21 protein-coding genes are annotated in these 20,853 nt (G+C 65.5%); all 21 read right to left on the bottom strand.

What is annotated here, in order from left to right:
• Positions 1-92: 92 nt before the first annotated feature.
• Complete coding sequence (locus tag ACLJK8_RS16300; RefSeq protein ID WP_413151403.1) at positions 93-1,295, bottom strand: hypothetical protein; 1,203 nt, start codon at positions 1,293-1,295, stop codon at positions 93-95.
• Complete coding sequence (locus ACLJK8_RS16295) at positions 1,292-3,025, bottom strand: restriction endonuclease subunit S (RefSeq protein WP_413151402.1); 1,734 nt, start codon at positions 3,023-3,025, stop codon at positions 1,292-1,294. The genes ACLJK8_RS16300 and ACLJK8_RS16295 overlap by 4 nt, the downstream gene beginning before the upstream one ends.
• On the bottom strand, positions 3,022-4,725 hold the full coding sequence (locus ACLJK8_RS16290; protein WP_413151401.1) for a type I restriction-modification system subunit M: 1,704 nt from the start codon (positions 4,723-4,725) through the stop codon (positions 3,022-3,024). Before ACLJK8_RS16290 ends, ACLJK8_RS16295 begins: the two co-directional genes overlap by 4 nt.
• Before the next feature lie 3 nt (positions 4,726-4,728).
• Entirely contained in the window at positions 4,729-7,164 is a 2,436-nt protein-coding gene (gene hsdR, locus ACLJK8_RS16285; RefSeq protein ID WP_413151405.1) for an EcoAI/FtnUII family type I restriction enzme subunit R, read from the bottom strand.
• A gap of 5 nt (positions 7,165-7,169) precedes the next feature.
• Complete coding sequence (locus ACLJK8_RS16280; RefSeq protein ID WP_413151400.1) at positions 7,170-7,601, bottom strand: type II toxin-antitoxin system VapC family toxin; 432 nt, start codon at positions 7,599-7,601, stop codon at positions 7,170-7,172.
• 11 nt (positions 7,602-7,612) lie between these two features.
• Positions 7,613-7,855 carry a FitA-like ribbon-helix-helix domain-containing protein gene (locus ACLJK8_RS16275; protein ID WP_413151399.1) on the bottom strand — a complete coding sequence of 81 codons (243 nt, stop codon included), beginning with the start codon at positions 7,853-7,855 and terminating at the stop codon, positions 7,613-7,615.
• A 300-nt stretch (positions 7,856-8,155) separates the two neighbouring features.
• Positions 8,156-8,326, bottom strand: a complete 171-nt coding sequence (locus ACLJK8_RS16270; RefSeq protein WP_413151398.1) for a hypothetical protein — start codon at positions 8,324-8,326, stop codon at positions 8,156-8,158.
• Positions 8,265-8,939, bottom strand: a complete 675-nt coding sequence (locus tag ACLJK8_RS16265; RefSeq protein ID WP_413151397.1) for a hypothetical protein — start codon at positions 8,937-8,939, stop codon at positions 8,265-8,267. The genes ACLJK8_RS16270 and ACLJK8_RS16265 overlap by 62 nt, the downstream gene beginning before the upstream one ends.
• Positions 8,908-9,441, bottom strand: coding sequence for a hypothetical protein (locus tag ACLJK8_RS16260; protein ID WP_413151396.1), 534 nt, complete (start codon positions 9,439-9,441; stop codon positions 8,908-8,910). Before ACLJK8_RS16260 ends, ACLJK8_RS16265 begins: the two co-directional genes overlap by 32 nt.
• Positions 9,438-11,399 (bottom strand): hypothetical protein, encoded by a 1,962-nt coding sequence (locus ACLJK8_RS16255; protein ID WP_413151395.1) that lies wholly within the window; start codon positions 11,397-11,399, stop codon positions 9,438-9,440. Before ACLJK8_RS16255 ends, ACLJK8_RS16260 begins: the two co-directional genes overlap by 4 nt.
• Positions 11,396-12,286, bottom strand: a complete 891-nt coding sequence (locus tag ACLJK8_RS16250; protein WP_413151394.1) for a toprim domain-containing protein — start codon at positions 12,284-12,286, stop codon at positions 11,396-11,398. The genes ACLJK8_RS16255 and ACLJK8_RS16250 overlap by 4 nt, the downstream gene beginning before the upstream one ends.
• On the bottom strand, positions 12,276-12,521 hold the full coding sequence (locus tag ACLJK8_RS16245; protein ID WP_413151393.1) for a hypothetical protein: 246 nt from the start codon (positions 12,519-12,521) through the stop codon (positions 12,276-12,278). Before ACLJK8_RS16245 ends, ACLJK8_RS16250 begins: the two co-directional genes overlap by 11 nt.
• Before the next feature lie 125 nt (positions 12,522-12,646).
• Positions 12,647-12,868 (bottom strand): hypothetical protein, encoded by a 222-nt coding sequence (locus ACLJK8_RS16240; protein WP_413151392.1) that lies wholly within the window; start codon positions 12,866-12,868, stop codon positions 12,647-12,649.
• Entirely contained in the window at positions 12,861-13,127 is a 267-nt protein-coding gene (locus tag ACLJK8_RS16235; protein ID WP_413151391.1) for a DUF5659 domain-containing protein, read from the bottom strand. Before ACLJK8_RS16235 ends, ACLJK8_RS16240 begins: the two co-directional genes overlap by 8 nt.
• 29 nt (positions 13,128-13,156) lie before the next feature.
• The gene (locus ACLJK8_RS16230) at positions 13,157-13,855 is read right to left on the bottom strand and encodes an ImmA/IrrE family metallo-endopeptidase (RefSeq protein ID WP_413151390.1); all 699 of its coding nucleotides are present in this window, start codon (positions 13,853-13,855) and stop codon (positions 13,157-13,159) included.
• A 115-nt stretch (positions 13,856-13,970) separates the two neighbouring features.
• Complete coding sequence (locus ACLJK8_RS16225) at positions 13,971-14,357, bottom strand: helix-turn-helix domain-containing protein (protein WP_413151389.1); 387 nt, start codon at positions 14,355-14,357, stop codon at positions 13,971-13,973.
• Positions 14,358-14,819: 462 nt separating this feature from the next.
• Positions 14,820-15,236, bottom strand: a complete 417-nt coding sequence (locus ACLJK8_RS16220; RefSeq protein WP_413151388.1) for a cupin domain-containing protein — start codon at positions 15,234-15,236, stop codon at positions 14,820-14,822.
• Positions 15,237-15,287: 51 nt separating this feature from the next.
• Positions 15,288-17,486: an aldehyde dehydrogenase family protein gene (locus ACLJK8_RS16215; RefSeq protein WP_413151387.1), complete on the bottom strand. Its 2,199-nt coding sequence runs from the start codon at positions 17,484-17,486 to the stop codon at positions 15,288-15,290.
• Entirely contained in the window at positions 17,486-18,562 is a 1,077-nt protein-coding gene (locus ACLJK8_RS16210) for an Ldh family oxidoreductase (RefSeq protein ID WP_413151386.1), read from the bottom strand. Before ACLJK8_RS16210 ends, ACLJK8_RS16215 begins: the two co-directional genes overlap by 1 nt.
• A 104-nt stretch (positions 18,563-18,666) precedes the next feature.
• Positions 18,667-19,644, bottom strand: a complete 978-nt coding sequence (locus ACLJK8_RS16205; protein WP_413151385.1) for a Bug family tripartite tricarboxylate transporter substrate binding protein — start codon at positions 19,642-19,644, stop codon at positions 18,667-18,669.
• 125 nt (positions 19,645-19,769) lie between these two features.
• Positions 19,770-20,846 carry an isocitrate/isopropylmalate dehydrogenase family protein gene (locus tag ACLJK8_RS16200; RefSeq protein WP_413151384.1) on the bottom strand — a complete coding sequence of 359 codons (1,077 nt, stop codon included), beginning with the start codon at positions 20,844-20,846 and terminating at the stop codon, positions 19,770-19,772.
• Between the last annotated feature and the right edge of the window lie 7 nt (positions 20,847-20,853).

Here is a 20,853-nt window from a genome sequence, read left to right as displayed (position 1 = left end):
AGACGCCCGATCAGATCCGGGCCGCGCAACTCGGCCTTGAAACCGAAGCCGCCACGGTCAAACTGGCGGCGTAACCGGCGCAAAGCGCTGTCTCAAATCCGTGCCCCGGTACACCCGTTGGCGTTCTTGACGGTGTTCTCGACCGAGAGGCGCATGGCGATGATGGATTTCTCGCGCCCGCCGAGAACGCGGCCCTCGTCCTTGCCGCCCGGCGCTCTGGCAATCACGCCATCCGCCTCCCACTTCAGCAGCGTCGCGAAAATCCAGCAGAAGGAATGCGCATCGACCAGGCGGACATGCTGCAGGCCGGTGGACGCCTCGATATTTGGGCGCAACGCGGCGAGCGTCTGATTGTAGGTCGAATAGTTCTCCCAGCTGCATTGGCGCAACGTCGAGAAGTCGATGCCGAGCGCACGGAAGGCGCGGTCGAACCCGGTCGGCTGGATCGGCATGAACCGATCCGTGTCCTTGAGGAAATAGGAGTACGCGAGGAGCGGATACTTTCCGCTCGTTAACTCGCTCAGCCGGTCGAACGTCGCGCCCTCATCTGCGCCACCGCGAAACAGGCCGAACAGGAGGCTCTCGATCTCGCGACTTAGCTTTGCGTTCGATCGCGCCTCCAGCAGGGCGCGGTGATCGCGGTTGGCATGGCCGAAACGGTTCTGCCAGAACACGAGATTGTTGGTGAGATTGCTTCGGCTGTCCTGAATCTCGATCGCTTCGATCATGCGGTTCAGGATCGTCCCCGAACCGATCTCGGCTTCCGACCATTCGCTGGTGCGAAGCAGGCCGAGCGCATGGTCGCGCAGGCGCGGCTTGTAGTTCTCCCAGACGGCGGCAAGCCCTTCGTGGAAGCCCGTGAAGGCATGGCCGGACCTTGCCGTGATGAGCGCCTGGAAGCGCGCGAAGGCATCGCGGAAGGCACGCGGATCAATGGCGGCGGCGGCGGTGATGGCGCGGGGCGCGCTGCGGGGACCCGCATACCAGTCCAGAAACCTGTTCAGCGCGCCGGGGCTATCGACTTCGACGCGCAGCGTTGTCGGCGCGCAAAGCGGTTGAAGCGGCCCGTTGATGTTCGAGTTGCCATTCGAAGCTCTATTCATCGGGCGCACGCCGTCGAGGCTGGGCGGCGCGGGCGGCTCGAACCAGATTCGCGTCTCGCTGGCCTCGCGATGAATGGCGAGGACCTTGCCGGCTGGCGTCTTGAACCCGATCACATAGTCGGTTGGCGGCTTGGCCGGTTCGCCCAGTCGAAGCCTCAGGATTGCCTCGGCATCCGCGATCGCAAGTGTCATTCCGCCGCCTCCAGTTCGCGATCCTCGGTGGGCGCCAGTGCCTCGGCTAGGAGCGCGTCGAGCAAACGGCGGCGGGTAGCGGCGGTGGCGGTGAGGCTCGCCTCAAGCTGGTCGCAGAGCGCCATCAGCGCATCGACTTTGCTGATTATGCGGTGCTGTTCGGGAAGGGGTGGCAGGGGTAGCGGTAGGTTCCGTAGGTCGACCAAGTGAAGGTGCTTCAGAGCGGCACCCTTGGGGATGATCGTATCCCGGACCACGTCAGAATTGATACAAAGCGTCAGAAACGGCGCAATCCCCGGGATAACCATTTTTATTAGAGCAACTGACACGAAGATCGAAAATGCGCGATCGGTATCGACGATACGCGAAACCCCGATCGTGCCGTCTTTGGTGATGAGAACGTCGCCTTTCTCAGGATGCGTCCTCTTTGTAAATTCCGCGTGGTCATCCTCAGTGATGAACCTGGTTTCGCGAAAACTAATCCCCGGACCTTGGGTGAGGTTTTTGACTGTTACAAACGGCACTCCTGAGGCGACGTAATTGGGCTTCTTGTGAACTCCATCGCTGATCTTCAAGGACAAGTCCTGCGCGCGCGCCCAGACCCAGGCCTTCGGGAGCGGGAATGGTGTCTCATCTTCACGGATAGGTGGCAGTGGGCGATCGGACTTGATCCTTCGCGCCTCAAGCAATTGAGCTTTTCTGTTCGCGACGCTTTTCAGCAGTTCCGACGCCGGTTCGTCGTTCGGGTCCTGCGGCAAGAGTCTGCCGCGCACGGCGAGGTTGAGGATGATCTGGCGCAGGGCCTTGATCTGGTCGGGGCGGGTGGTGAGCGCCGGCAGCGCGTCGAGGGCGAAGCGGGCGTCGGTCTGGAAGGTTGCGGGATCGGGCGCGCTGAGGCGGGCGAGGCTCGCCGCCGCCAGCCGGTCGCGCACCGCCTCGCGGCCCGCCCGCGCCGCCTCAAGCCGGTCGCACAGACCCATCAATTCATCGACTTTGGCGACGATGCGGTGCTGTTCGGCGAGCGGCGGGAGGGGAAAGGGAACCGCCGCAACGATCTTGCCAGAGACTTCCTTGAACGTGGTTCCCGGCGCCTTGGCATCGATCGCGGGCGCGAAAGCCTTCATCACCGTGGCGATGAAGCGCGAGCAGTCCGCGACATAGGGAACGATCGACTTGAAGCCCTGATTGGTCGAAATCGGGTTAGCAGCTATCGCGACATAGCCAATCGGTGCGCGACTTGTGAAAAGCACCGTGCCTTCCGGCATAAGTGTCGCCGAAGACGTTCGCGCGCCCCTTTCAGACAGGTCGCGCGAACCGCGCGAAATGTAGAGTCCCGAATACCCGCCAAGGTCGGCAGGCGTAAGCCATGGCACGCCCTCGCCAGGTTCCGCAAAGTTGTCCGCATCGCTCGCGGATGGCGTGCCGCCGCCGACGATTGCACCGGCTCCATCGAGCCGCACCCATTGCCATGTCGAGGGGATTGAGTAAGGCTCAACAACGTCGTCGCCGCTATCAAGATCGCGCGGCTTGCGCAGTTCCCCTGCCTTCACCAGCCGAGCTTTTTCCTTCGCAATCCGCTTCCGAAGCTCCGACGCCGGTTCGTCGCTCGCGTCCTGCGGCACGAGCTTGCCGCGCACCGCCAGATCGAGAATAAAACGTCGCAGCAGGGCGATGGCGTCTGGCGCGTCGGCGATCTTCTCATAATGCGCCAGCAGGCGATCCTCGTTCATCGGGCGAGCGCCTCGGCGAGGATCGCCTTCAATTGGTCGCGATGGGTCGCCGTCTCGGCCTCGGCGCGGGCAAGGTCCGCCAGCAGCGTTTCCGGGTCGCCGTGATCGTCTGCCACCGCGTGCGGGTTCTTTATGTCGAGATTGAATGCTGCCCCGTAGATGCTGTCACCCGTTGATCGAGCCTGACGCGATGCTGCACCCGCCGCCGCCGCTTCAACGCGAAGGCTGGACGCCCGCTCCCTCAGCGTTCTCGCCTTCGCCTTGACCTCGCGCGTTTCGTCGTCGCCTTCCAGCGCCCGCGCCGCCGCGTCCGCTTCAGTCGCGCGCGCTCGCAAGCCCGCGTCCCGCCTAGACTGCTTCTCCGCCTCGTCCCAATGAGGCTGAGCAGACGCCCGCGCGGCGTCGATGATCTGCCTAATCGGAACGCGCCAGGCCTGCGGGCCTTCCTTTCTGCCCTTGCGCTCCTTACCGCCCCACCAGTCGATGCAGCCTTGGAAGTGCTCCAGCCGGATCGGCTTCGTCATCGAATAGGCTTTCTGTCCTTCCGGCACGCGGTGCTCGTAGAACCAGATGTCCTTGGTCTGCGTGCCCTTCTCGAAGAACAGAAGGTTTGTGCCGATCGAAGCATAGGGCTTGAACACGGAATTGGGCAGGCGGACGATGGTGTGGAGGTTGCAATCCTCCATCAGGTATTCCTTCAGCCGCGTCTTGATGCCCTCGCCGAACAGCGTGCCGTCCGGCAGCACCACGGCGGCACGGCCGTCTGTCTTGAGCAGGCGCACAATCAGCGCCAGGAACAGGTCGGCCGTTTCCTTGGTACGGAAGGTTGGGAAATTGTTCTCGATGCCATCTTCCTCCTTGCCGCCGAAGGGCGGGTTGGTGACGACGATATCGACGCGCTCGTCCTTGCTCCACGAGATCAGCGGCCGGGCCAGCGTGTTGTCGTGGCGCACGAAGCTCGGGTCCTCGATGCCGTGCAGCAGCATGTTGGTGACGCAGAGCATGTGGGGCAGCTGCTTCTTCTCCACCGCGCGGAGGGCGCCCTGCATCGTCTCGCGCTGCTTTGGTGTGCGGACGTAGTTCGCCTCCATGTGGTTGATCGCGCAGGACAGGAAGCCGCCCGTGCCGCAGGCGGGATCGAACAGGATTTCGCCCGGATGCGGGTCGATGCGATCGACCATGAAGGCGGTGACGGCGCGCGGCGTGTAATATTCGCCGGCATTGCCGGCCGATTGCAGGTCGTTGAGCAATTGCTCGTAGAATTCGCCGAAGTGCCGCCGCTCGTCGAGATTGTTGAAATCGACCTGGTTAATCTTGTTGACCACCTGCCGCAGCAGCTGGCCGGATTTCATATAGTTGTAGACGTCCTCGAACACGTCGCGCACCACGCGGCGCCGGTCGCCCGGCTGGCCGGTGAGGGCCAGGCCCTTCAGCGCCGGGAACAGCTCGTCGTTGACGAAATCGAGCAGGGCCTGCCCGGTGATGCCCTCCGGGTCCGCCGCCCAGCTGCGCCACTGGAAGCGCTCGGGGATCGGCGAGCGGTAGCCGTCCTTGGTGATTTCGAGTTCCTGATCCTGATCGTCGATGATCTTGAGGAAGAACAGCCAGGTGAGCTGGCTGATGCGCTGCGCATCGCCGTCTACGCCCACGTCCTGGCGCATGATGTCCTGAATGGATTTGACGGTGGTTCGGACGATCATGGGCTATGCGGTCTCCTGATAGAGCGCGTCCTGCATCTCGTGGACGGCCTTTTCGAAACCCTCCTTGCCGCCAAACGCCTTAATGAGTTGCACCACGCTGCCCATCGCGGTGAATGGCGTCACCTTGAGCACGTTGGCGTCGTCGAGGTTGAGCACGCCCTCGTCGCGATACTTCTCCAGCAGCGCGTCGAGCACGGCGCGGGCCTGCGGCCCATATTTGGTGAACACGTCGCGCTTCCTGACATTCTCGGCCCGCTCGCGGCGGGTGAGCGGCTTCTTGTCGAAGGCGACGTGGCAGATCAGATCGAAGGGATCAAGGTTCTTGCCGAGTTCGTCGGCCACGGCGTCGAGTGCCAGGCCCCCGGCCTCCAGTTCCTCGATGATCGCCTGCTTGCGTTCGGCCGATTTCCAGCGCTTGAGGAAATCGTCGAGGCTGGCGAAGCGCTTCTTCAGCGCCGTCCGGGTGAAGTCGCGCAGGGATTCGGTGACGAGCTTGCCGTTCTCGTCCAGGTATTCGACGCGCTCGGCGAGGACGCGGGCGCCGACGCCATCGACGTAGACCTTGCGGATCGGATCACTGCCCGCACCTCCCGGCGGATTGAGCGGGTCAATCAAGACGGTCTCGCCGTCATTCGAGCCGCCGATGCCATCGCCACCTTCAGAGGTATCGGGCGGCGTGATCGGCTGGCCCGGGTCGGGCGTGTATATCTGAACCGGATCACCGTCGAAATCCGGGTCCGCGAAATGACTGGTCGCCCCGCGAAAGTCGATCAGAGTGAAGAAAAACTTCTTCGTGTCCTCGTGGACGCGGGTGCCGCGTCCAACGATCTGTTTGAACTCCGTCATCGAGCCCACCGCACGGTCGAGCACGATCAGCCGGCATGTCTGCGCATCGACGCCGGTCGACAGAAGGCGCGACGTCGTCACCAGCACGGGATATTTCGATTCCGGGTCTATGAAATTTCCGAGTTGGTCCTGGCCGTCCTTGTCGCTTCCGGTGATGCGCATGACGTAGCGCTGATTCACCGTGACCAGATCAGCGTTCTCGTTGACGAGCGCCTGCCGCATCCGCGCCGCATGTTCCTCGTCAACGCAGAACACGATGGTTTTCTGAAACCGATCGCCGCTCTCTTTCAGGAACTCGGTGATCTTCTTCGCGGTCAACACCGTGCGATCGTCGAGCACGATGTGTCGGTCGAAATCGCTGGCGTTGTAGATACGGTCCTCAACCTCGTTGCCGTCGCGGTCGCGCTGGCCGAGTTCAGGCCGATAGCCTTCCACATCGCGGTCGATGTGGACCTTCACCACCTTGTAGGGCGCGAGGAAGCCGTCGCTGATGCCTTGCTTCAGCGAATAGGTGAAAACCGGTTTCCCGAAGTAATCGGTGTTGGAGACGTACTCGGTTTCCTTCGGCGTGGCGGTGAGGCCGATCTGCGTTGCGCCGGAAAAGTGGGTGAGGATTTCACGCCAAGCCGAATCCTCGGCCGCGCTGCCACGATGGCATTCGTCGATGACGATCAGGTCGAAGAACCCGGGCGAGAACTCGCGATAGAGCTTCTGCCGCTCCTCCGGTCCCGTGATCGCCTGGTAGAGTCCGAGATAGATTTCGAAGGCCGTGTCGATGCGGCGCTTCATGTCGAGCGCCAGCGGCAGATCGATCTTGGTGCCGTCCTGCCTCTCGATGGTCCTGGCGTTCGTCGAGAGCTTCGCCATCGCCGCGCCGAACGGGCGGAAATCGTTGACAATCGTCTGGTCGATTAGAACGTTGCGGTCGGCTAGGAACAGGATGCGTTTCTTTCGGCCTGCCTTCCACAGGCGCCAGATGGTCTGAAACGCCGTGTAGGTCTTGCCGGTACCGGTCGCCATCACCAGCAGCACGCGGTCGCGGCCCTTGGCGATCGCCTCGATCGCGGCGTTGACGGCGTTCACCTGATAATAGCGCGGCGCCTTGCCGCTGCCGTCGTCGAAATAGTCCTGAAGCACGATCTGCTCGGCTTCCGCGTCGAGGCCCTTCCAGGCGCGATAGCGCGCCCACAGTTCGGCCGGCGACGGGAAGGCGTCGAGGCTAAGGTTCGTTTCGATCGGAGCGCTTCGGCCGGTGCGGTCGTGGAACACGAATCCGTCGCCGTTGGAGGAGAACACGAAGGGGATATCCAGCGTCGCAGCATAGTCGAGGCCCTGCTGGATGCCGTGTCCGACCGAATGATTGTTGTCCTTGGCCTCGATCAGCGCGATCGGGATATTCGGCTTGTAATAGAGAACGAAGTCTGCCTTCTTCGCCCTGCCGCGCGTCACCAGCTTGCCGCGCACGATGATCCGGCCCTTGGTGAAATAGACTTCCTCCCGCACCTGCACCATCTCGTCCCAACCGGCGCGCTTGATGGCCGGCAGAATGAACTTGGTGCAGATGTCGCGTTCGGTGAGGCTTCGCTTATCCATGCCGGTCAGCCACCCTGCGGATGTTGCCATGGATCGATCACCTCGACACCGCAGCCCTCGAAATCGCCGACGTTCCGGGTTGCCATGGCAGCACCGCAGGCGCGGGCAATGGCCGCAATCTGACAGTCAGGAAAGCTGATTGGCCGACCCGCAGCGCGGCGGTCGGCGAAGATTTCGGCGAAGGCTCTTGCCGCGGCGCTGTCGAACGGCAGCACCCGCCCCGCGAAGTCTTCGCCGACCATGGCGTCGATCTCTGCCATCAGGCGCTGGCGGCGCTTGCCCTCCGGCAGGATCACCGCACCACGCCGCAACTCGGCCTCCCCCACCGCGCTCAGATGAAGGGCAGCGGCGTCCTGACGGCCGAACCAGCCCAGCACGGCCGGCGCAGGCGTCGACCGCATAAGCTCGGAGATGACATTGGTGTCGATCAGGATCATGCTTGCCAGCGTCAATCGATGTGTGGGGGCTCGGGCATCGGCTCGCGGGGCGGCAGATCGAGGTCCACTCCGCCCATGGCTGCAAACCGGCGATGAATGGCTTCACCAAGGTTCTCCGGCGCTGCCCGTCTGCCGACTGCCTGGCGCAGAATTTCCCGTGCTTCCTCCTCCATCGAACGGCCGTGCTCGGCCGCGCGGATGCGCAGGCTGCGCTTCAACGTTTCGTCGAGATTGCGGATCGTGATGCTGGCCATGACGCCCTCCATCGGCTTTCTGCGAGATTAGGCGTTGATTGCAGTGCAATCAAGTGAGATTGTCCAGCGATTGTCGGCTCGACCCCGGATCCCGGTGGATTCCGCAAAAGGAAGCCAGTCGCTGTAGATCCGCCACGCTTCGCCCGCCAGCATAGGAATGTCACCCGGAAGGAACCGCCAACTTCCTCAGGAGGCGGTTGGGTTTAGGCAATGTCCGCTGCCGTAGCAGCCTCGCGCCTGGACTCCCAGCATACGGAATCCGCCGCGAGGAACCGTGAGAAGCACCCGAGTACCAGTGCCCTATTCTTCCACCTCTTCAATGATGCCGCGCATCGATCGCAGGAGCGCCGCCAGCTTTCGTCGCTCAGCGATAGCGTCGGCGGTGTAGAGGCCGTGCTTGCGCGCATTGTCATTCCCGGTCGGCGCGCCGGGAGACTTTCCCCCGTGCATCCGGCAGCGGCCGTTCGTCATCGCGGGCGATTGGCACGGCGTCCCGTTCCGCGTCCTCGCGCCACAGCGTTCGCTCAGATGCATTCTCAATCTGCTTTGCATGGGGTTGTTTCTCCATTTTGGTCTGATCCCCACCCCCGGGTCGCTCGATGGTCCCGACCACCGCCTGGCCGCCCGCGTGAACATGGACATGCTCGACTGTCACCTTCTGCTGGCCCTTGCCGCGATGCTTGTTCAGCGCGTCCAGCAACGTCGCCCAGGTGCGGGACAACTTGTTCGCTTGGTTCAGGTTTTCACGCCTGCCCTCGAAGGTCTGCTCACCGATCATGGCGCGGCGGTAACATTCCATCGCGGCGTTGTGAGCCGCGATCAGCTGCGCCGCCATCATGCCTTCCAGTTCATCCTTCGGGCCGATTCCGGCCAGCCCGGCGATAGTGGCGCTCAGCTGGCGGTCCCGTTCCTGCGCATTCGAGTTCTTCACCCAAAGCGCCTGCACCGCCTGGTTGGCCAGCGTGTTGTTCCAGTGGTCGGACTGCGATCCCCCTATCATCTTGAGCGCGCCCTTGCGGTCCTCCGGATCATTGGCAACAACGGTCGTCGGTTCATTGGTCTTCTTTGCCTTGCCCTTCGTCATGTCCCTTGCTCCTGTCTTCAATCCCCATGGCCTTGAGGGCGGTGACCGCATCTGCCTTTCTGCCCGCATGCCATGCAGGCCAGCAGCGCGAATGCAGCCAGGCATGGCCGGTTGGCTCGACGCCGTGCGGCAGCAGGGCGTCATAGGCGCTATCGCCACCTCCGCAGGCGAGGCACCTGCCGGGTGGCGAGCGTTCAAATTTGCGGTTCAGCCATTCGACGATGCAGCATTCGAAAGCCAGGGTCTCCGCGTCTGGGCGCGGCAGCCCGCCATCAAACTCGGCGATGCCGACGCGCTCATCGAAAAGCGCCTGCCAGTCCTCGGCCGACCAGCCGTCATCGCCGGGCCGCAAGAGCACGATCAGGTCTGCCTTGTGGCGGGTCAGCAGATCGAGAACGGCGGCGGGCGGCGGCGTAGATGATTCCAGAACCAGATCCACGCCATCAACATGCAAGCCGATTCCTGCATCGCGGGCGGCCCGCAAGGCGTTCGCGGCGCTCATAGCCGTGCCGTCCAGCTGGTGGCCGCCGGCTTTTCCGGCTCGGAGTGAGCAGCGCGGTTTGCGTCCGCACCGTCTGCATCGTCCCGGCCATTGGATTTCAGAGGGTTACCGCGGACGCTGTCGGCCTTTCCGTTCGCGCAACCGTCCGCATCGTTGGCGAACGTCCGCGGGTAGGGCGCCCCGAAGCTATTGTCAGGATTGGATTTCGGCCTTGGCGCGGACGGTGCGGACGGCACGGACGGTTGCGCCCCGCCGAGTTCCGGCACCGATTCCGCGCTTGCGGCGGTGATGCGGATGACACGGGTGCGCGCCCGGCCTTCGCGCTCGAATGAGACCTCGATGCCGATCTTGCGCAGGAAGGTGGCAGCGCGGCGTAGGCGTCCCGAAAGCGCGCGGGGACTGTCCGGCCAGGTCTTGGACTTGGCGATGCGCTCGCCCGCCGCTTCTCCAAGTGCGCCCAGAAGGTCCGAGGCGGTTCCCGTCCACTCCGTCCGCTCCAGCATGACGGCACGCACGGCAGCGGCGACCGGATCGGCGTCGATGACACCCTCGACGGCTTCCTCACGGTTGCCACAATAGGCCGCCCAGAATGTGCCCGCAGGCCAGATGGCCGTCTCGCAGGCCGAGGCCCACAATGCGAAGTCGGCCATGCGCGGAAGCTTGGGCAGGCGGGTGTCGGGAAGGCGCCTCAAGCCTTCCACCACCGCGTCGAGTAGGACGCCGAGGATTCGCCCGCGTTCCGCCTCGAAAGATGCCCACAATTCCGCCTCCGGTCGCCGGCGATCTTCGGGGATCGGCTCCAGCGTCAGGAACACCGCGCGATCGGCCAGGTCGGGCCGGGTCACGATATCCTCGATGCCGTTGAGGATCACCGGGCGTGCGGCGTCGAACAGCACCTCATCCTGGTCGGTGTATAGTTGGCGCACGGCGAAGCCGCCGCCGGTGGCCAACCGGCAGAGCGTGTCCGAAATCCACGCTGGAAGGCCCGACACGTTGTCGAAGGCCAGCACGTGACCGTTGCTGGCAGCGATGAACAGGTCGCGGTCCTCGCGCGGCAGGGCGCGCAGCGGCGCGGTGTTGGGATCGAGCAGCGCCCGAAGGATCGCCGAGAAGGTGGATTTGGCCGAGCCCTGCTCGCCCGACAGCACGAGCGCCGGATAAGGGCCTTTGTTGCGCAGGACAGCGAGCGCCCAAGCCACCACCAGGACGAAATCCTGATCGGACTGGACGTTCAGAAAGGCACGTAACGTCTCGACCGACCCGCCCGTAATCGGGACGGCCAGGGGTTGGATGCCGGCAGCGCGGCGGAAGCGAACCGGCGGCTTTTCGATGATCCGCCAGCCGGTGGCGTCGATCTCCACCGCCCGCCAGGCCTCGTCTCCGAGATCGAGGTAAAGCCGTCCGTCGAGACCGCCCACCCGGATGAATACAGGCCGTTCCGGTCCGTCGAAGTGAGCTTTCGCCTCGATCACGTTGAGCGCGGATTGAAGTGCCTCCGAGCTTGGGGCGCCGCCGGTCTGCTCGAAGAACTGCCGCGCCAGCCAGCGACGGAAGCCCTTCGTGCGCACCGGCCAGGTTTCGCGATGTTCGTTGATCAGGATGTCCGCAAGGGCGGTGCCATCCGCCGAATGGAACAGCTCGGCCGCACCTGCGAGATCGATCAGGATGTCGGCCTGCGTCGGACCGCGCCCACCATCCCCGCTTTCCTCGGCAATGGCCTCATCGAGCGCCGTCACCCGGCACCCGGCCTTCTTGAGCCCCGCGCGCAAGGCTTCGAAATCCGCGCGATCCTCCGACTTGAGGGCGACCAGCCGTTCCAGGACCTCGGGTGTGAATGCCGCACCGGGATCTTCGGCGGATTTCTCGACCAGACCGTCAAGCGGATCGGGAACTTCCTCGGCCGAGTCTATCGCGTCGAGGATCGGGTTCAGGTCTTCACCGTCAATCTCGTCGCTCATTGTTCGCCCCCCTCGATGCCGGGCGCGCGGCCAAGCAGCACGTCGTTGAAGTCCAGACCACGCGGAGGCCGGGCAATGCGCACTCGCCGCCCCTCTCGCGTCCAGCGCAGGGCGGAATCGCGCGATGCCGCTTCGCCGGGATCGTCGCCGTCGGCCAGAACGATCACGTCGCGGACGCAGCCGGGCAAGTCGAGCGCCCGCAGCCCGGAGGTTGACAGCGCCGCCCATGCCGGAAGTCCGGTCGCCTGCATGGCCGCGAGACAAGTTTCGATGCCTTCGCCGACCATCAGGACTTCACCGGGTTCGGCCAGGCGAACCGCACCACCCCGGCACGGGCCGAGCATCATCTTCGCAGGTTCGACCGGCGCCTTGGCGTGGCCCTCGCGGGCGAGAAATGTCCGGTGGATGGCCAGTGGCTTGTCGTCGGCGCCCTTCGTCACCAGCGCCACCATGCAGGGCCAGGTCCCGCCCGAGGGATGCTTCAGGCCGCGATGAAAGCGAAGCGACGACTCCAGCGAACAGGTCAGCCCGCGCGAGGCGAGGTAGGCTTCGACCGGCGTGCGCTCGGCGGGAATCGCGCAGTGCCAGATCGAAAGCGCCACCGCACTCCGTTCAACCTGATCCGGATCGGGTCGCGGTGGCGACACCTTTCGGTGACGCGATGTCCGGAGCGACAAATGTGCCTTGCCGTCCCACCATCCGCGTTCCTTCAGGGCCGCGATGACGTCGCGCTGGTCGCATCCGGCATGACAGCGCACGAGCACCTTGCCGTCGGCATCACGGATGGAGAGGCTGGGCTCGCGGTCGTCATGTGCCGGGCAGCGCGCCGTCCAGCTTTGTCCGACCTTGCGGCCGCCGAGCGCCCTGGCGATGGTCTCAGCGTTCATCGCGCACATCCACATCGCTAGTGGCCGCTTCGTCGCCATTGTCGTTCGCCGGGTCGGGCATATCGGTCCGCGACCACTCCGCCAGGACGGAAAAGAAACCGGTCAGGCTCGCGGCGATCTGCTTCGCCTCGTCGCGGCTCAGATCGCGCCCGAGGCGCGGTTGCCAGACCTCGCGGGTTCGTCCGATCAGGTCGTCATTGCGATTGTCGTTTGCTGCTTTCACCGAAGATCTCACGGTCGGCTTCTCGCCGTTCCGTGCCCCTGATCTCCGGCCTCGGACTCGCACCGATAACGCAGGATCGTATCGTCATTTGCATGTTCGGCGTCCCAATCGCAGGGATCGCCGGTTCGTGCGCCTCGTCAGCGCGGCAGCTCGTCCTCGGGGATCGTGAACTTGTGGGACTTGCCCGCCTCGATCACGAGGTCGCGCTTATTGTTTTTGCCGATTGCGCTGGAAATCGCGCAGCGGAAATGACCGTGGCGCAGGCCGTCGAGAACGATCTGGCCGATCTGGTCGAGCGCCTGGCGCAGTTGAGGGCCGCTGGACAGGCCGTCGTTGGGATGGGGAGCTTTCTCAAGCATTGTGCAGCAGCGCCTTCATGTCTTTGATGGTGGTGGAGAAAGCGAGGGGCGTCACCGTCGCCCCGTCGCCGTAGAACGACAGCACGTCATCGCGCCGGCCCGGCCGATCGCGGAAGACGAAGACCTTGCGCCGTCCCTCGGCGCGCAGATCGAGCAGTTCGTATCCAGTGCAGCGCAGGAAGCAGGCCAGATAGAAGTCTCGGGTCTCGAACCCGTCCTTCCGCGCCGCTGCGCCGTATTTCGCCTGTCCACTTGACACTTTACAGTCTCCTCAAAAAAGGGGCCGGATTACCTGGCGGATAGAAGCCGCTGGAGCGGCACCATACGATGAAGCAAGCCAAGCTTTTCCAGTCGGATACGCATAGCGATTGGGGAAACGACGAAACGTTCGGCCAGCGGCTTGCAGAAGCGTTCCAGCGCCTCGTCTTCGGTTTCAGAAATGTCGAAATCGCCAACGGAAGCATGGATGCGCGGAATCTCTACGAAGGAGTGCGCGACTGGCGTTTCCGGTTGGAGGACCCGCTGCTTCCGGTCAGGAAAGAACTCGTCCCATGCGGCAAAGACCATCTTCCGCGGCATCAGCAGACAAGAGGCATAGAAATCGGCCTGCCATTCCACCCGCTCCTTTGCCTCGCTCGACCGGCAGATGAACTTGGGTTCGCTCGCGGCATCAAGGAAGGACGTCTGCGCCGTATCCTGCACGATCAGGTGCTGATGCAGTCGCCAGTGCCCGCCGCCCTCGTGGGCAAGGGTGAAACGATAGCGGCCCTCCCGCGAGGGGTTCTCCTCAGGATCGAGGCTTTCGTCGATGAATATACTGCCGTCGCCGTAGATCGCGCCAAGGATGTCGGGCTGGCCGTTCGAAGGGCGCGGAACATTGTGGCGCGCGTGCATGTCGTCAAACTCGATCCGCAGCTTGAGGTACTTTTCCACGATGTCCTCAATGGGGATGGGCGGCTCGATCGTTACGCCCCCGAGCGCGCTCATACTCTCCAATCAGGGAAGCGGCGTCGCGCTCGATAGCCTCTTCGGCAAGATAGGGAACAAATCGGCTCATCCGTCATCCTTCATCTGCATCAGTGGGGCCATGCCCCCCGTGGGTTCACTTGCCCTTGGCCTTTCCTGCCTCCCGAGAAAGCCGGGCCAGGTCCTCGGCGCTCAGACCGTTGGCGGTTCGCAGCAGCGCCGACATTTCGACGGGATGCCGCTTGATGATATCGGCGAGGTCGGAGGGCACGCGCCCCGCCATCGCCAGCAATTCGTCCGGATCGCATTCGAGAATCTGCGCGATCGACCGAACCTTGTCCTCAGTCGGCGGCGTGAACTCGTCGCGCTCCACCTTCGACATATAGGTCGGGCTCACCCCGATCTTCTTGGCCATCTCGCGCAAGCCGATCTCCCGCGCCTCCCGCTCGCGGCGAATAAACGCCCCGAACTTCTCCCTCCCGCTGGTCATGGCTCCTGTCTCCGTTTCCTGTTTAGCGGTCACTTTACATTTGATTCGATAGGCGCGTCAATCATCCACTAAACGGGTGGCCGAGATGCCTTCAGGCAGCGATCTGAAGTTCTCGGATATCTTCAAGCAAGCGCCTGAAACCTGGCTCAGGCGCAACGCACATGGTTCGATACGTGTTCAGGAACGGCAGCCAATCCGCGATTTCCAACGAGAAATTCGGCGACCGAAGCGGCCCCGCATCGAAGCGCCCTAGGTGGGGAGCCCAAGATGATGTCCAGGTCGCCGGCCTGTATCTTCCGCCGGGGCGAGTCCATCGTCGCCGGGCTCAAAGGTTTCCCCAGACGATCACCGCCGCCTTCTTGGAGCGCATCGAGAACAGCGCGCTGAGCGACGCGACCGTCTCTCCGGCGCGGCGGCATTGGACGCCGTTCGGAGGAGCGGCCTGGCCCCCGCCGGGCGCGCCTTCGTCACCGCTCCGGCCGAGCGCTCGGCGCCTCAGTCGCGCGCGTGGCCGTGTTCCGCGTCGATCGTCCGGGTTTCGCCGGTGGCGATCATGGTGCGCGTCGCGTCGACCGTGGCGTAGGTCCAGAAGATCCGCATCGGCCGGTCGGACGCGTTGATGAAACGATGCGGCACGTTGGCCGGGATCCAGGTGGTGTCACTGGTGGCGAGGTGATGCTGGACGCCGTCGATCTCGGCGATCGCCTCGCCCTCGATCACCATCACGCTCTCCTCGCAATTGTGCATGTGCAGCCCTATGGCGGCGCCGGGGTCGAAGGCGGTGATGCCGTTGATCATGCTGGTCGAGCCGCAACGGCGGGTAACGAGCGGCGTGGTGCGGGCACCGCCGCCGCGGTCGTTGGTTTTGAGTTCGGCGGGGCGGAGGATGGCGGGTTGGGCTGGTTCGGGCATGGTGGACCTCATTTCGAGTGAGTTTGCTGGGCCGAAATCACCGGGTCGAAATCACCGGGTGGGACCGACCCAGAGGGTCTTGATGTTGACGAATTCGCGGATGCCGTGCTGGCCAAGCTCGCGGCCGTAGCCGGAGCGCTTGATGCCGCCGAACGGGTAGCGCGGGTCGGAGGCGGTCATGCCGTTGACGAAGACCGCGCCGGCCTCGACGCGGCGGGCGAGATCGAGCCCGCGCGCGGTATCTCCGGTCCAGAGCGCGGCGCCGAGGCCGTATTCGGTGTCATTGGCGAGTGCCACAGCGTGTTCGGCGTCGCGGGCGCGGATGATCGCCGCGACCGGGCCGAAGGTCTCCTCCCGGAAGGCGGTCATGCCCGGTTCGACCCGGTCGAGCACGGTCGGCGGATAGTAGAAGCCGGGGCCGTCGATCGGCTCGCCGCCGAGCCTGAGTTCGGCGCCCTCGGCGAGCGAGCGTTCGACCTGGCCGTGCAGCGTGTCGCGCAGGTTGGCGCGGGCCATCGGGCCGATGGCGGTGTCACGCTCCATCGGATCTCCGACCTTCAGCGCCTCGGCCTTGGCGACGAAAAGCTCCACGAAACGGTCGGCGACCGCCTCCTCGACGATGAAGCGCTTGGCGTTGACGCAGCTCTGGCCGACGTTGATGTAGCGCGCCTTGACCGCCGTCTCGGCCGCCTTCTCGAGATCGGCATCGGCCAGCACGATGAACGGGTCGGAGCCGCCGAGTTCCAGCACCTGTTTCTTCAGCGCGCGTCCCGCCTGGGAGGCGACGATGGCACCGACCTCGGTCGAGCCGGTCAGCGTGACGGCGGCGATGCGCGGATCGGCGATCAGGCCTGCGACCTGCGCGGTGTCAATCACGAGCGTCGCGGTCAGCCCCTCGGGTGCGCCCGCGGCCTCCATGATTTCCTGAACCGCCAGCGCGCATTCGGTGACATTGGCGGCGTGTTTCAGGATCGCGCCGTTGCCGGCGGCGAGCGCCGGGGCGGCGAAGCGGAAATACTGCCAGAACGGATAGTTCCACGGCATGATCGCGAGCACGAGCCCGAGCGGCTCATAGGCGACCAGCGTCTCTGCCGCGTTCGTGGCCACCGGCTCGTCGGCGAGCATGGCAGCCGCGTGTTCGGCGTAGAAGTCGCAGTTATAGGCGCATTTCTCGATCTCGGCCTCGGCCTCGGCGATCGGCTTGCCCATCTCGCGCGTCACCATCTCGGCGTAGCGCGCCTTGCCGGCGCGCAACGCCCCGGCCATGCGGGTGAGGAGCTTAACCCGCTCGGCGACGGGCTCGCGCGCCCAGGCACGCTGCGCCGTCACGGCGGCGTCGAGGAGCGCGTCGACGGTGGCATCGTCCTGAAGCGGGTGGGTCGCGATCGTCGCGCCGGTCGTCGGGTCGATGGTGGTGATCGCGCTCTGCGGGGTGAGGATGGCTGTGGTCGTGGTCATGACGCGGCTCCCATGGCGGGGGGGGGTGTCGAGAAGGCGCTTCCAGGCGGGGAGGAAGCGGGCGCTGGCGCTCGTCGCGCCGGAGGGGATGTATTCGAAACCGATGGCACCGGCGTAGCCGGCGCTCCGGAGCGCATCGAGGAAGCGCGGGAAGTCGACCGCGCCGGTCCCCGGCTCATGCCGGCCGGGGTGGTCGGCGATATGGACATGGCCGATACGGGACGGGTTCACCGCCAGCCATTGGGTCGGGTCGATGCCGAGAACGGTTGCGTGGTAGGTGTCGAGCAGCAGCGACATCTCGCCCCCGAAATCGTCCTGGAGCGCGGCGGCCTCGGCGAGCGTTCCCATCGCATAGCCCGGGATGGTGATCACCTCGACGAGCAGCCGCGCGCCGGTTCCGGCGCGAAGCGCGTGGGCGAAGGCGATGTTCTCGCGATAGCTCGCCTTCGCCCCGGCCGGATCGGCGCCGGCGGGAACTCCCGCCATCGGATGCACGAAGGGGCAGCCGATCGCGACGGCATAATCGAGCGCGCGGCGGAACCCCTCGCGAAACTCCTCCTCACGGCCGGGCAAGGCGGCGAGGCCCTTCTCGCCGGCTCCGCCCATGCCGCTCGTCACCTGGGCGAAGACGAGGCCGAGGTCGGCGAGGCGGGCGCGCATCTCGGGGGCCGGGATCGACCAGGGCTCGGGATGCTCGACGGCGGTGAAGCCGTCGCGCGCCGCCGCCGCCAGACGCTCGGCGAGCGGCAGTTCGGTGTAGAGGTAGCCGATATGGGCGGAGAGCCGGTTCATCACGCGGCCGCGGGCTCGGCGCGGCCCTCGGGGAAGGCGACGCCGGCGCCGGCGCCTTCCGCGGTCAGGTCGCGGATCACATTGGCGGTGACCGGAATGCCCTCGCGGCGGCGCTGGTCCTCGCGGCGCTGCTCGGGTTCGCCGGGCATCATGATCTCCTCGACGCCAGCCGCCTTCGGCAATTCCTTGATCCGCTCGTAGTAGGCGTCCATCCGCGCCTCGAAATCGGTGAGCGACATGAAGAGGTCGGGACGGATCGCGAAGAAGAGATGCCCGACGTTCTGCGGCCCGGAATGGTCGAAATAGAGGCTCTTCACCTCGCCGCCGAAATTCGCCCCGGTCAGCACCCCCGACATCAGGTCCATGAGCGTGCCGAGCACCGAGCCCTTGACGCCGCCGAAGGGCAGGCAGACGCCCTCGAAAGCCTTCGCCGCGTCCGTTGTCGGATTGCCCTCGACATCGAGCGCCAGCCCCTCGGGGATCGGGTCGCCCTTCATCGCCGCGAGGCGGATCTTGCCGCGCGCGATCACCGTCATCGCCATGTCCATCACATAGGGCGCGTGCCTGCCGCCCGGGATGCCGGCGGCGATCGGGCTCGCGCCGAGGAAGGTGGTGCGCCCGCCCCACATCGGGATCGCGGGCGAGGAATTGGTGAAGATGAGCGAGATATAGCCGCGCTCGATGGCGCGCAGCGCATAGGCCGCGCCCATGCCGAAATGCGTCGAGCGGTGGACGCCCGCGAGCCCGATGCCCATTTCGCCGGCGAGGTCGCAGGCGGTCGTCATCGCCACCTCCGAGGCGACGAAGCCCATGCCACCATCGCCATCGACATGCGCGACGGCGCCCGCGACCTTGGTCACCTTCACCTCGGGGCGCGGGTTCACCAGCCCCCGGCGCAGGCGTTCGAGATACATCGGGATGCGCGAGACGCCATGGCTGTCGACGCCGCGCAGGTTGGCCTTGACGAGATCGCCCGCGATCAGGCGCGCGTCGGCCTCGCTCATGCCGGCCGAGCGGAACATCGCCTCGGCATAGCCGGTCAGGTCTTCGGGGGTGAAGAAACGTGTCTCAGTCATGATGGTCTCCGGACGGTCGGGGCGACGGGGATCTGGCCTTGCCAGCGATGGGGGTGTTTTCGGTGGAGGGGCGCGCACGGCCCGCGCGCCCCCTGCCCCGGAGGTTACTGGACGACGCCGGCGTCGCGAAGCGCCTCGCCGATACGCGTCGATTCCTCGTCGAGAAAGGCGCCGAAGGCATCGGCGGGCTGGTAGGCGTCCTGCCAGTTGCGGGAGGCGAGCAGTTCGGCCCAGGCGGGGGTTGCGACGAGCGCGGCGATGGTCTCGTCGAGCGCCGCCCGCTCGTCATCGTCGAGTTTCGTGCTGGTCACGAGACCGCGCCAGTTGGTGACCGCGAGATCGACGCCAGCCTCCCGGAACGTCGGCGCGTCGAGGCCGGGAATGCGCTCCTCGCCCGAGACGGCGAGCGGCACGAGCTTGCCCGCCTCGATCTGGGTCCGGAATTCCTCGTAGCCCGAGATGCCGAGCGTGGTGTGGCCACCGAGCACCGAGGCCAGCACCTCGCCGCCGCCGGCGTGCACCACGTAGTTGATCGCGGTCGGATCGACGCCCGCCGCCTTGGCGAAGAGGCCGGCCGTGATGTGATCGACGCCGCCGATGGAGCCGCCCGCCCAGGAGACATCGCCGGGCGCCGCCTTCAGGGCCGCGACCAGATCGGCGAGCGTCCTGATCTCGGAACCCTCGGGCACGACGATGACATCCTGGTCGGCCATCAGCCGGGCGACCGGTGTCACGTCGTCGAGCGTCACCGCCGAGCCAGTGGTGAGCACGCCGCCGACAAGCGCGAAGCCGACGACCATCGCGACCGGATTGCGCGGCCGGGAGGTGACGAACTGCGCGAGCCCGACGGTGCCGCCGCCGCCCGCAACGTTGGTGACCTCGACGGCCGGGACCAGCCCCTCGGACTGCAGCGTCTGCTGCAGGCCGCGGGCGAGCTGATCATAGCCGGAACCGGGGCTCGACGGGGCGAGAAGCCCGAGCTGTTCGAGCCTCGCCTCGGCATGGCCCGGAAGGGCGAAGGACGATGCCACGATGGCGGCGGTGGCGAGCAGCGCGAAGCCGCGGCGGGTGAGATTTGACATGGGTGTTCCTCCGGTTCGGCCATCCGGCCCTGGCGTTCGTTCGTGTTGATCTCAGGCGTGTCAGGCGCGCGTTTTGCCAAGCGCCTGACGGGCGCGATCAGACGGGCTTGATCGGGCGGCCCTTATCAGGCGGGCGCGACCACGCCCGCGAGCGCGTCGCAGACGCGGGCGGTGAAGGCGTCGGTCCCGAGCGGGCCGCCGAGATCCGCCGTCCGGCTCCCGGGATCGTCCAGCGCGCGCTCCACCGCCGCCTCGATCGCCTTCGCCGCCGCGAGATACCGCGGATCGTCGTGGCGCCGGCCGAGCCAGTCGAGCAGCATGGCGGCGGAAAGGATCAGCGAGGTCGGATTGGCCTTGCCCTGCCCCGCGATATCCGGCGCCGAACCGTGCTGCGCCTGCGCGACACAGATCCCGTCCCCTTCGCTGATCGAACCGCCGAGGCCGAGGCTGCCCGAAAGCTCCGAAGCCTCGTCCGACAGGATGTCGCCGAACATGTTGGTGGTGACGATGACGTCGAACTGGTCCGGACGGCGGATCAGGAGCGCCGCGGTCGCATCGACGATCAGCTCTTCAAGCGTGACCTCGGGATATTCGGCCGCGACCTTGCGCACTTCTCGCAGGAACAGACCGTCGGAGAGCTTCACGACATTGGCCTTGTGGACGGCGGTCACCTTCTTGCGACGGTGTTGGGCCAGTTCGAAGGCCGTGCGCGCCACCGCCCGGCAGGCCTTCGCGGTCACCTTGCGGACCGAAAGCGCCATGTCGGGATCGGGCATGAACTCGCCGGTCCCCGCGAACATGTTGCGGTCGGAATAGAAGCCCTCGGTGTTCTCGCGGACGATGACGAGATCCATCGGCTTTCGCAGCACGGTCAGATCCGGGCGCGAGCGGCAGGGGCGGATGTTGGCGTAGAGCTTGAACTCGGTGCGGAGCGCGCCCGACGGGTTGATCCCGCCCTTGTCGCGCGTCGGATACTCGTAATGCGAGACCGGGCCGAGAAGCACGCCATCGACCTCGGGGATCCGGCGCAGCACCGCGTCGGGCAGCGTCGTTCCCTGCTCGGCGAGCGACTTCAACCCGATGTCGGCCCGCTCGATCTCGAGGCCGAGCCCATGGGCCGCGTCGGCCCGTTCCAGCACCTTCAACGTGGCCTCGGTGATCTCCGGGCCGATCCCGTCGCCGGGCAATACCAGCACGCGCATGCTTCAT

It is taken from the genome of Amaricoccus sp. W119 (assembly GCF_047275745.1).
Taxonomy (GTDB): Bacteria; Pseudomonadota; Alphaproteobacteria; order Rhodobacterales; family Rhodobacteraceae; genus Amaricoccus.
This window is presented reverse-complemented; position numbering and strand designations above follow the sequence as displayed.

Coding starts and splice junctions, on each gene's coding strand:
- ACLJK8_RS16300 (WP_413151403.1), bottom strand. CDS start 1,295: ATGACACTTGCGATCGCGGATGCCGAGGCAATCCTGAGGCTTCGACTG.
- ACLJK8_RS16295 (WP_413151402.1), bottom strand. CDS start 3,025: ATGAACGAGGATCGCCTGCTGGCGCATTATGAGAAGATCGCCGACGCG.
- ACLJK8_RS16290 (WP_413151401.1), bottom strand. CDS start 4,725: ATGATCGTCCGAACCACCGTCAAATCCATTCAGGACATCATGCGCCAG.
- hsdR (WP_413151405.1), bottom strand. CDS start 7,164: ATGGATAAGCGAAGCCTCACCGAACGCGACATCTGCACCAAGTTCATT.
- ACLJK8_RS16280 (WP_413151400.1), bottom strand. CDS start 7,601: ATGATCCTGATCGACACCAATGTCATCTCCGAGCTTATGCGGTCGACG.
- ACLJK8_RS16275 (WP_413151399.1), bottom strand. CDS start 7,855: ATGGCCAGCATCACGATCCGCAATCTCGACGAAACGTTGAAGCGCAGC.
- ACLJK8_RS16270 (WP_413151398.1), bottom strand. CDS start 8,326: ATGACGAACGGCCGCTGCCGGATGCACGGGGGAAAGTCTCCCGGCGCG.
- ACLJK8_RS16265 (WP_413151397.1), bottom strand. CDS start 8,939: ATGACGAAGGGCAAGGCAAAGAAGACCAATGAACCGACGACCGTTGTT.
- ACLJK8_RS16260 (WP_413151396.1), bottom strand. CDS start 9,441: ATGAGCGCCGCGAACGCCTTGCGGGCCGCCCGCGATGCAGGAATCGGC.
- ACLJK8_RS16255 (WP_413151395.1), bottom strand. CDS start 11,399: ATGAGCGACGAGATTGACGGTGAAGACCTGAACCCGATCCTCGACGCG.
- ACLJK8_RS16250 (WP_413151394.1), bottom strand. CDS start 12,286: ATGAACGCTGAGACCATCGCCAGGGCGCTCGGCGGCCGCAAGGTCGGA.
- ACLJK8_RS16240 (WP_413151392.1), bottom strand. CDS start 12,868: ATGCTTGAGAAAGCTCCCCATCCCAACGACGGCCTGTCCAGCGGCCCT.
- ACLJK8_RS16230 (WP_413151390.1), bottom strand. CDS start 13,855: ATGAGCGCGCTCGGGGGCGTAACGATCGAGCCGCCCATCCCCATTGAG.
- ACLJK8_RS16220 (WP_413151388.1), bottom strand. CDS start 15,236: ATGCCCGAACCAGCCCAACCCGCCATCCTCCGCCCCGCCGAACTCAAA.
- ACLJK8_RS16215 (WP_413151387.1), bottom strand. CDS start 17,486: ATGAACCGGCTCTCCGCCCATATCGGCTACCTCTACACCGAACTGCCG.
- ACLJK8_RS16210 (WP_413151386.1), bottom strand. CDS start 18,562: ATGACTGAGACACGTTTCTTCACCCCCGAAGACCTGACCGGCTATGCC.
- ACLJK8_RS16205 (WP_413151385.1), bottom strand. CDS start 19,644: ATGTCAAATCTCACCCGCCGCGGCTTCGCGCTGCTCGCCACCGCCGCC.
- ACLJK8_RS16200 (WP_413151384.1), bottom strand. CDS start 20,846: ATGCGCGTGCTGGTATTGCCCGGCGACGGGATCGGCCCGGAGATCACC.